The 9,217-nt window shown below is 63.0% G+C and carries 9 protein-coding genes, 1 tRNA gene and 1 riboswitch; of the genes, 7 read left to right on the top strand and 3 right to left on the bottom strand.

From position 1 onward, the window contains the following. The first annotated feature begins 438 nt into the window (after nucleotides 1–438). Nucleotides 439–1,689, top strand: coding sequence for a site-2 protease family protein (locus tag EN939_RS10790; RefSeq protein ID WP_127268002.1), 1,251 nt, complete (start codon nucleotides 439–441; stop codon nucleotides 1,687–1,689). Between the two features lie 21 nt (nucleotides 1,690–1,710). Here the strand turns inward: EN939_RS10790 and lipB are convergent, their stop codons facing one another. After that, the gene (gene lipB, locus EN939_RS10785; protein ID WP_127268001.1) at nucleotides 1,711–2,454 is read right to left on the bottom strand and encodes a lipoyl(octanoyl) transferase LipB; all 744 of its coding nucleotides are present in this window, start codon (nucleotides 2,452–2,454) and stop codon (nucleotides 1,711–1,713) included. Nucleotides 2,455–2,689: 235 nt separating this feature from the next. Between lipB and EN939_RS10780 the strand changes: the two genes are divergently transcribed. The 3 genes from EN939_RS10780 (at nucleotide 2,690) to EN939_RS10770 (ending at nucleotide 4,927) form a co-directional block, all read left to right on the top strand. Next, nucleotides 2,690–2,774, top strand: a tRNA-Leu gene (locus EN939_RS10780). A 190-nt stretch (nucleotides 2,775–2,964) separates the two neighbouring features. Then, nucleotides 2,965–4,383, top strand: coding sequence for a magnesium transporter (gene mgtE / locus EN939_RS10775; protein WP_127268000.1), 1,419 nt, complete (start codon nucleotides 2,965–2,967; stop codon nucleotides 4,381–4,383). Nucleotides 4,384–4,540: 157 nt separating this feature from the next. Continuing rightward, entirely contained in the window at nucleotides 4,541–4,927 is a 387-nt protein-coding gene (locus EN939_RS10770) for a MerR family transcriptional regulator (protein WP_023685221.1), read from the top strand. 190 nt (nucleotides 4,928–5,117) lie between these two features. Here the strand turns inward: EN939_RS10770 and EN939_RS10765 are convergent, their stop codons facing one another. Next, nucleotides 5,118–5,594: a methyltransferase family protein gene (locus EN939_RS10765; protein ID WP_127267999.1), complete on the bottom strand. Its 477-nt coding sequence runs from the start codon at nucleotides 5,592–5,594 to the stop codon at nucleotides 5,118–5,120. Next, the gene (locus tag EN939_RS10760; protein ID WP_127267998.1) at nucleotides 5,591–6,589 is read right to left on the bottom strand and encodes a heparan-alpha-glucosaminide N-acetyltransferase; all 999 of its coding nucleotides are present in this window, start codon (nucleotides 6,587–6,589) and stop codon (nucleotides 5,591–5,593) included. Before EN939_RS10760 ends, EN939_RS10765 begins: the two co-directional genes overlap by 4 nt. A 222-nt stretch (nucleotides 6,590–6,811) precedes the next feature. On the opposite strand from EN939_RS10760, the gene EN939_RS10755 reads away from it, so the two are divergent. The 3 genes from EN939_RS10755 to EN939_RS10745 form a co-directional block, all read left to right on the top strand. Then, a complete protein-coding gene (locus tag EN939_RS10755) occupies nucleotides 6,812–8,011 on the top strand; it encodes an MFS transporter (RefSeq protein WP_127267997.1) in 1,200 nt (399 codons plus the stop codon). A gap of 65 nt (nucleotides 8,012–8,076) precedes the next feature. After that, nucleotides 8,077–8,273, top strand: a riboswitch (cobalamin riboswitch). A 36-nt stretch (nucleotides 8,274–8,309) separates the two neighbouring features. Further along, nucleotides 8,310–8,489, top strand: a complete 180-nt coding sequence (locus EN939_RS10750) for a CbtB domain-containing protein (RefSeq protein WP_127267996.1) — start codon at nucleotides 8,310–8,312, stop codon at nucleotides 8,487–8,489. Between the two features lie 15 nt (nucleotides 8,490–8,504). Continuing rightward, on the top strand, nucleotides 8,505–9,217 hold a 713-nt coding region (locus tag EN939_RS10745; protein ID WP_127267995.1), incomplete at its 3' end, for a CbtA family protein.

Here is a 9,217-nt window from a genome sequence, read left to right as displayed (position 1 = left end):
GCATGGATCCTAGGGTCTGCGCGCGTCGCTCCGCTCCTTGCTCCGCCCTAGGAGGACGATGCGATGGCTAATCGCAAAGGCTTCGGTCAGCCCACGTAGCACCGTCGCTCGCCCCTCAACCCTTTCTTAACCCTGCCGATTTGATCGCCCGAAAATTCCGGAGGCGGCCGCATCGTGCCCGTTGACTTTGAAACAAAATTAGAACAAAATGCGAACATATCAACAACAGGAGAGAGTTATGACCGATCTGGTTCAGGATGTCATCTCACTGGTTTGCATGAGCACGTTCCTTGTTTCCATGGCGATCTGGATCGGAGCCATGTGATTTGGCGGCGTTCGCCGCCGCTGTTCCTACGCGGTGGAAGGCCGTTCCGCCGTTAAGCTTTTCTTGCCGCCGTAACGTTAGGGTACCCCGGCAAGACAGGGAGCAACGTCCAGGTGTCGCCCATAGTCACGGCCATTCTGGTGGCCAGCAATCTCGGGCTGATCTTTCTGTTGATGACCGTGCCGCTTGGTCTGCGCACGGTGCGGCTGACCCGTCTGGTGGCGATGGACCGCCAGCGCCTCTGGCAGGCGCTGTGGCCGCTCGGCAGCGATGCCGGCTGGTCCGGTGAGATCCTTTCCGCCGAGGCGCCGGACGGCGAGGGCGTGGCCCGCATCACGCTGTCGTGGGAAGGTCGCGACGGCAAGCCGATCGAACGCAGGTCGCGGTTTGAAGACGTCGTCGAAGGTATCAGCTTCTCGATGCGTGTCATCGAGGACACCGCGCTCGATGCTTCGTTCTGGAAGGACTTTTCCGAAACCGCCGAACTCGTTTCCGAGGGCAACGGCACGCGGGTGACGCTCAGCCAGACGGATCGCTATCGCGGCGTCGCCTTCCTGGTGTTCCGCTATTTCGCCCTGCGCCGCGAACTCTCCAAGCTGCAGCGCTGGGCGCGGACCGGGCAGTATCGCAAGGGCGGTTGGTTCGAGCATCCGCTCAGCCAGGTTGGCTTTGCCGGGCTTTCGGCGCTGATCCTGTGGCCATTCTTCGGCCTTCACTTCGGCGGCCTGGCACTGGCCGCGATCCTCACATCGGTGGTCGCCCTGCATGAGCTTGGCCATATGGCGGCGTTCCGGCTTATGGGCCACAACCGGGCACGGATGATCTTCATTCCGCTGCTCGGCGGCATCGCCATTGGCGGGCGGCCCTATGACAGCCGTTTCGAGGTGGCTTTCGTGGCGCTGATGGGCGCCGGCTTCTCCGCATTCCTGGTGCCGGTTGTGATCGCTGCCAGCACCTTTGCCGGCGCGGAAGGCCACCGGCTGGCGGCGGCCCTGCTGGCGACCCTGGCGGGCTTCGCCGCACTGTTCAACATCGCCAATCTGGTGCCGGTGTGGAAGTTCGACGGCGGTCAGGTGCTGCGCCAGATCTGTCCGGGACCGGTCGCACTGGCGCTGGCTTCCTTCTTCCTGCTCTCGGCTTTCCTGGCTGTCGGTTGGCAGGCCGGCTTTTCCTCCAATTTCCTGCTCGCGACGGGAGCGGTGTTTTCGATCCTCAGCCTGCTGACGATGAGCAGCGGGGTCAAGCCGCGTTACGAGCTGAAGCCGATCCGCACCATCGACCGCCTCGCCATGGCCGCGGCGTTGCTGGCGGTGTTCGCCATCCATGGCTATGGCGTGTTGTGGGCCTCCGCCCAACTGATTTGAGCCGTACCGGATCCGGAAGGATCAGCCCGCCTTGCGCTCGGCTTCGACAGGCAAGACCGTGGCGGGACCGAACACATCCTCGAAGGCGGATTTCAACGCGAGATCAAGGTCGGCCATTCCCAGGGGAAGGCCGAGATCGACGAGGCTGGTGACGCCGTGGTCCTGCACGCCGCAAGGCACGATGCCGCTGAAATGGTCGAGATCGGGCTCGACATTGATGGCGATGCCATGAAAACTCACCCAGCGCCGCAGCCGGATGCCTATGGCCGCGATCTTGTCCTCGGCCGGCGAGCCGTCCGGCAGGGCAGGGCGATCCGGCCGCACGACCCAGACGCCGACCCGGTCCTCGCGGCGTTCGCCCTGCACGTTGAAGGCGGCGAGCGTGCCGATGATCCACTGTTCGAGCGCCGCGACGAAGGCGCGGACGTCCTCACGCCGCCGCTTCAGATCAAGCATGACATAGGCGACCCGCTGGCCCGGCCCATGATAGGTGTATTCGCCGCCGCGGCCGGCCGCAAATACCGGGAAGCGGCTGGCGTCGATCAGATCCTCGCCGCGAGCGCTGGTGCCGGCCGTGTAGAGCGGCGGGTGTTCGACCAGCCAGACCATTTCGCCGGCAGCGCCGCTGCGGATCGCCTCGGCGCGCGCCTCCATGAAGGCAAGTGCTTCGCGATAGGCGGTAAGGCCGGGCTCGATCAGCCATTCGACCGGTGCTGAACCGGGGAGCGGCAGGAACGACGTGGCGATCTGGCTGCGTTCGGGCATGGCGTATCGTCTTTTCGCTTATGCATGTCGCGTCCCAAAACCGCCTCGCACCTTTGGGTGACATCAACTTGCCTTCCATATGGCGATATCAGGCGCAAACGTCCAGTTCCGGCGCTGCGTTCGGACCCTGTGGAGCATTATGCCAATCGCCTGACATTATTGCTTGCCGTGCACTTGTTTCGCCGGAAACGATTTGCTACACGCCGCGAGCCGGTCGGTTCCGGCTCTACCACGTGCGGTCGTGGCGGAATTGGTAGACGCGCAGCGTTGAGGTCGCTGTGGGGCAACCCGTGGAAGTTCGAGTCTTCTCGACCGCACCATTTTCCTTCCCAGATCCCGATTGTGCAAGCTCCGCCCGCTGCGGGCCGGGCGCATTTCGTTTGATATTCCCGCGCTTTACGCCACTTTCTTTTTGAGCGTCGGATTCTCCCAAAACCGGTTTCCCCTTTGGGTCCGATGCTCTAGACCTGATTTGCACCTTTTCCGGGATTCTTGTGGCGGGAGGCGCTGGTGGAAGGCGAGCACGAACGGACGATTGGCGCCAGGGCCGCCGAGGAGCACCACGCCGACATCTATGGCGAGGACGGCGCCGTGCTTTCGTCCTTCCTGGCGCGGATTGGCGCGGCGATCGCCGACCGCGACACGCTGACCCTCAAGCATGAAGTCGACGACCTGCACCAGTCGGAACTCGGCGACCTGCTCGAGGCGCTGCATCCCGAACAGCGCCACGCGCTGGTCGAGCTCCTGGGCGCCGATTTCGACTTCTCCTCGCTGACCGAGGTCGACGAGGCGATCCGTATGGAGATCGTCGACAGTCTGCCCAATGCGCAGATCGCGCAGGCGGTACAGGAGCTCGATTCCGACGACGCCGTCTACATTCTCGAAGACCTCGAGAAGGAGGATCAGGACGAGATCCTGTCGCAGCTGCCGTTCACCGAGCGGATCAGGCTGCGCCGCTCGCTCGACTATCCCGAAGAGACGGCCGGCCGCCGCATGCAGACCGAGTTCGTCGCGGTGCCGCCGTTCTGGACGATCGGCCAGACCATCGACTACATGCGCGACGACCAGAATCTGCCCGAGCGCTTCAGCCAGATCTTCGTCATCGATCCGAGCTTCAAGCTGCTCGGCGCCATCGACCTCGACCAGATCCTGCGCACCAAGCGTTCGGTCAAGGTCGAGGAAGTGATGCACGAGACGCGGCACGCCATTCCGGCCACCATGGACCAGGAAGAGGCTGCACGGGAATTCGAGCAGTACGATCTTTTGTCGGCCGCTGTCGTCGACGAGAACGAACGGCTGGTTGGCGTTCTGACCATCGACGATGTTGTCGACGTCATACAGCAGGAGGCCGAAGAAGACTTGATGCGCATGGGCGGCGTCGGCGACGAGGAGCTTTCCGACAGCATCTTTTCGACCTCGCGCTCACGCGTTCCGTGGTTGCTGATCAACCTTCTGACCGCGTTCCTGGCGGCGTCGGTGATCAGCCTTTTCGACCGCACGATCGAACATATCGTCGCACTGGCGGTGCTGATGCCGATCGTCGCCGGCATGGGCGGCAATGCCGGCTCGCAAACCATGACCGTCACCGTGCGGGCGTTGGCGACCAGGGATCTCGACATCTACAATGCCGGCCGCATCATTCGCCGCGAGATGGGTGTCGGCTTCATCAACGGCATCGTCTTCGCCATCCTGATCGGCATCGTTGCGGCAGCCTGGTTCCGTGACCCCAATCTGGGCGGCATCATCGCGGCGGCGATGATCATCAACATGTTCGTGGCCGCTCTGGCCGGCATCCTGATCCCGCTGCTGCTCGATCGTTTCAAGATCGATCCGGCGGTCGCTTCGGCAGTTTTTGTCACCACGGTTACCGACGTCGTCGGCTTCTTTGCATTTCTCGGCATTGCCACGTGGTGGTTCGGTGTGCCCTGAAGGCATGCCTTTTGGCTTAATTGACTTTTACGTAAATGCCGTGCGAGGCTTGCGCGGGGCGCCATGTCGATTCCGGCATGGCATGGGTTTTGGTTCGGGACATAAGGGCGACGCCGGCATGGCGATCGCCCCTTGGTTTCGGCGTGCGGGAGTGGCAATGCGAGAATATTATTCGATCACCGAGTTGACCCGCGAGTTCGACGTGTCGACGCGGACGCTGCGCTTTTACGAGGACGAAGGGCTGGTGCAGCCGGTGCGGCGTGGCCGCACGCGGCTGTTTCGCCCCTCCGACCGGCACCTCATCCGTCAGATCATGCGCGGCAAGAGGCTTGGCTTCTCGATCAACGAAATCCGCGAGATCATCCAGATGTACAAGGAGCCGCCCGGCGAAGTCGGCCAGCTCAACCTGATGATCAAGCGCATCGAGGAAAAGCGCGAGGATCTCCGGCAGAAGCGCCGCGATCTCGAGGAGACGCTGGCTGAACTCGACCAGGCCGAGGAATCTTGTGTGGAGCGGCTGGTTGAGCTTGGCGTGAATACCTGAGCGGACTGGATTCTGTCGCGCGTTAGCGTTCGGAATTAGCGGAGACGTCTATTCCTTCGTCATCCTAGGGTCTCCGCGACGGAGCTGCGCTCCTGCTTCGCCCTAGGATGACGAGGTTCGCAAGACTTAGGCTAATCGCCGAAGTGTGCACCTGTCAAACCTCTCCGCGATGGAAACCAGGGGCGCCAGCTCAGATCCAGCGGCGCACGCGTTTGGCGTAGTCGCGGTACTTCTTGCCGAATTTTGCCGCCAGCACCTTTTCCTCGCCTTCGATCGCCATTTTCTGCGTGGCATAGGCGGCGATGAACGCGAGTGGCAGGAACCACACGATGCCCGAGACAAAGGCGACCCCGATCAACAGCAGGGTGTTGGCCAGATACATCGGATTGCGGGTGATGCCGAAGGGACCCGTGGTGACCAGGTGATCGGGCACAGCGTTCGGGTTCAGCGTGGTCTTGGCGCGGACCATGGTGCGGATCGCGGTGACCCAGAGCGCGGCGACGGCAAACAGCGCCACCCAGCCGGTGGCGAAAAGAATATCGCCCAGGAGGTCACCGATCCAGGGCAGGGGATAGAGCAGGCCCAGCGCGATGCTGATGGCGATGGCGGCGGTGTAGATCAGCGGCGGCCACGGTATGAGCCCCGGCTTCGGCTGGTTCTCGGTCATTTGACCCCTTCCTCCATCAACTTGCTGTCGGTCTTGGCGGTACACATGCCGGCGAGATCGGACAGATGCGTCTTCCATTCCGCAGTCTGGTCGTTGTTGTAGAGCCGATCAAGCGTTGCCTCGCCCTCGAGCGTATCGAGCATGCAGACACAGTAGCTCGTACAGAACTCGGTGTCGCGCGACTGCTCGCAGGACAGCTGGCAGGTTTTGAGGAAATTCACCTGCGGGGTTTCGACCTGTGCCGGCATGATCTGCGAGAACAGCCACATGCAGCCGATCAGCAATGGCTGGTGGATCAGGTAGAACGCCAGGCTGTGCCGGCCGATAAAGACCAGCGGGTTGGCCCAGCGACCGGGCGCCAATTCGGCAAGCCGGGCAAGTACGCCTGAACCGGCGGCAAGTTTCGTCACCGCGATGCCCGCAAGCACGGCGCCGAACCATGGAAACAGCGGAACGTAGTCGTTGGAGCGTGGATTGTTCGCCGACAGGCCGACCCACCACAGCCATGGGTGATCGAACGCCTCGAGGCGCAGATAGACAGGCGCCGCGATGACGAGCGCGGCGACGACAAGCGTCAGCAGTGCCGGCAGCCGCAGAAAGGCGAGGCCGAGCAGGCTGGCCAGCGCGATCTCGTGCAAGATGCCGAAGAAGATGAATCCATCCGGCGTGGCGATACGGGTGACGACCGATATCGCGATCGCGGCTCCCGCGACCATGGCGAACCGCTTCCAGAAGCCGTTCCAGCGGATTTGTCGGCCATGGGCGAGGTACAGACTGACGCCGACCAGGAACAGGAAGGTCGAAGCGATGCAACGCGCGTAGATCTTCCACCAGCCGAAGGCGGTCAGGCCGGGATCGGTGTAGCCGAAGAACTCCAGATCCCAGGTGAAATGGTAGCTCGCCATGGCGATCAGCGCGATGCCGCGCACGATGTCGATAGCGACGATGCGCTTTGGTCGATCCGGAACGGGTGCGGTCGGCGTTTGGATGCTCATGGTCTCGCATTCTGATTCAGCCCCGCTGGAGGACTATCACGGTTGCCCGGCACAAAAGAAGACCGGCAACTCTGCCGACAACCCGGATCAGCCGCGGCATTGGGCCAGTGCAGGGAAGCCTTTGGCCGGCTTCGCTTTTGCCGGATGCGCGTCGGTTTCCTCTTATTGGCGCTGGGATCGCCACGTCAGATTTGACCCGGTGAATCTGCTTCGGGGAAAGCAATGTCCACCCATGTGCGCCATCCAATCTGGCTGCCGGCTCTCAAGGCCGCGGACGCGCGCACCTTCGCGTCGCTCTATGCGGTCGAATCCTTCGCCCGCGCCACGGTGTCGAGCGTCATCCCGATCCAGGCCTACGAGATCCTGCACAACGAGCAGATCGTGTCGATGCTCTACACAGTCGTGGCGATGCTCGGGCTGTCGGTGACATTGTTCATGCCGATGCTGATCCGCCGTTTTGCCCGGCGCTGGGTCTACACGGCAGGCGCCTGCCTGCTGGCCGTCGGCTCGCTGTTCTTCGTCACCGACACGCTTGCCGGGCAACTGGCCGGCATGCTGTGCCGGGTGATGGGCGCCAGCGCGCTGTCGATCACGCTCAACCTCTACATCATGGACCACATCCGCAAGACCGACTTCATGCAGGCCGAATCGCTGCGCATGGCGTGGTCGATGCTGGCCTGGACCGGTGGGCCGACGCTCGGCATCTTCCTCTACACGCGCTTCGGCATCTATGCCGCGCATGGTACGGTCGCGGTGTTCGCGTTTGGCCTGCTGGCGCTGTTCTGGACCTACCGCCTCGGCGACAACCAGTCTATCCGTCCGGGCAAGACGCGCCCCGTCAATCCGCTCGCCAATATCGGCCGCTTCGTGGCGCAGCCCAGGCTCAGGCTGGCTTGGCTGATCGCCTTTGGGCGCTCCTGCTTCTGGACGACGTTCTTCGTCTATGGGCCGCTGTTCATGGTCATCACAGGTGAGGGCAAGCTGGCCGGCGGCCTGCTGGTTTCGGCCGGCAACGCGCTGTTGTTCATGGCGATTTTCTGGGGCAAGGCAGGAAAGCGCTTTGGTGGCCGCGGGACCATGACATTCGCCTATTTCGCCATGTCGGCCGCGCTTTTGGCGGCGGGCTTCGTCGGCGAAACCGTGCCGCTGCTTACCGGCGCCTTCCTGCTCTGCGGTGCCTTCTTCACCATTGCGCTCGACGCCCTCGGCTCGACCGCCTTCATGCGCTCGGTGCGCTCCTATGAAAGATCTCAGATGGCAGCGGTCTACCGCACCTATCTCGACTTTTCCGAGTTGACGCCGCCGCTGGTCTATTCAGTGGCGCTGGCCTTCTTCGGCCTGGGCTCGGTGTTCGTCACGCTCGGTCTGCTGGCGGCGGTCTGCGGCTTTGTGACGTGGCGCTATCTGCCAAAATCACTTTGACCTTCATGGCGCATTCGCAATGGTCACCGGCGGAATTTGGTTTGCCGGAAGCGAGGATTCTGCCTATAGTCACCGGTGTCGCCGGTTCCATTTTGGAGCCAAGAGGGAATGCGGTGAGGGCGAATTTCGCCCAATGCCGTGGCTGCCCCCGCAACTGTGTGCGGTAGTCCTCTCCATAAACCACTGAGGATTTTTTCTTCGGGAAGGTGGGGAAGGACGCTGATCCGTGAGCCAGGAGACCTGCCGGCGACAGGAAACTGACTTCGATGCCCTCGGGTGGAGGGCGAAAGGACAAGACATGACTACCGCTTCCGTCTCCCTCGGCACCTCCGTCTCCTCGCAGTCGCGCTTCATGCAGCTCGCTCTTGCCGCGCTGCTCGGCGTTTTCGTGATGGGCTTTGTCGGCTTCTCGCATATCGATGCGGTCCACAATGCGGCTCACGACTATCGCCATTCGATGGCGTTTCCCTGCCACTGACGAGGGGCTGACATCATGAACCTGTTTCGCAACGTCGTGTTCATCGCGGCGATCGCAGGGCTCGTGGCCGGCGTCGTCCTCGCCTGCCTGCAAGCCTATGCCACCGTGCCGCTGATCCTGAAGGCGGAAGTCTACGAACAGGCGGGCGGCGGGCATCACCATGACCATGCCGCTCCGGCCGCAACGGATAGCAATGCCATGAGCACAACTGCACCGGCGGGAGATGCCATGAGCTCTGCTGCCCCGGCGGCGGAAGCCGCTCCGGCAGACGAAGGCTGGGCGCCGGCAGATGGTTTCGAGCGTTTCGCCTTCAGCGTGCTTGCCAACATCGTCACCGGCATCGGCTTCGCCTTGATCCTGGTCGCGGTCTCCGAATTCGCCGGCGGCATCGGTGGCTGGCGCCAGGGCGTGTTCTGGGGCCTGGCCGGCTTCGCCGTGTTCACGCTGGCGCCTGGCCTCGGCCTGCCGCCGGAACTGCCGGCCATGCCGGCCGCCGATCTCACCCAGCGCCAGATCTGGTGGTGGGCGACGGTGGCGGCAACCGCTGCCGGTCTCGGCCTGATCGCGTTTCGCAAGTCGCTGCCGCTGGCGATCCTTGCCGTCCTTTTGATCGTCGTGCCGCATGTTGTCGGTGCACCGCAGCCCGACAGTTACGAAACGGCGATTCCGGAAGGGCTGCATCACCAGTTCGTGGTGGCGGTGACCGTGACCAATCTGGTGTTCTGGCT

This window comes from Mesorhizobium sp. M7A.F.Ca.CA.002.05.1.1, from assembly GCF_003998335.1.
GTDB lineage: Bacteria > Pseudomonadota > Alphaproteobacteria > Rhizobiales > Rhizobiaceae > Mesorhizobium.
This window is presented reverse-complemented; position numbering and strand designations above follow the sequence as displayed.

Bases quoted from the DNA above. Each gene is read 5' to 3' on its own strand.
- lipB (WP_127268001.1), bottom strand. From the start codon at position 2,454: ATGCCCGAACGCAGCCAGATCGCCACGTCGTTCCTGCCGCTCCCCGGT.
- EN939_RS10760 (WP_127267998.1), bottom strand. From the start codon at position 6,589: ATGAGCATCCAAACGCCGACCGCACCCGTTCCGGATCGACCAAAGCGC.
- EN939_RS10755 (WP_127267997.1), top strand. From the start codon at position 6,812: ATGTCCACCCATGTGCGCCATCCAATCTGGCTGCCGGCTCTCAAGGCC.
- EN939_RS10765 (WP_127267999.1), bottom strand. From the start codon at position 5,594: ATGACCGAGAACCAGCCGAAGCCGGGGCTCATACCGTGGCCGCCGCTG.
- EN939_RS10770 (WP_023685221.1), top strand. From the start codon at position 4,541: ATGCGAGAATATTATTCGATCACCGAGTTGACCCGCGAGTTCGACGTG.
- EN939_RS10750 (WP_127267996.1), top strand. From the start codon at position 8,310: ATGACTACCGCTTCCGTCTCCCTCGGCACCTCCGTCTCCTCGCAGTCG.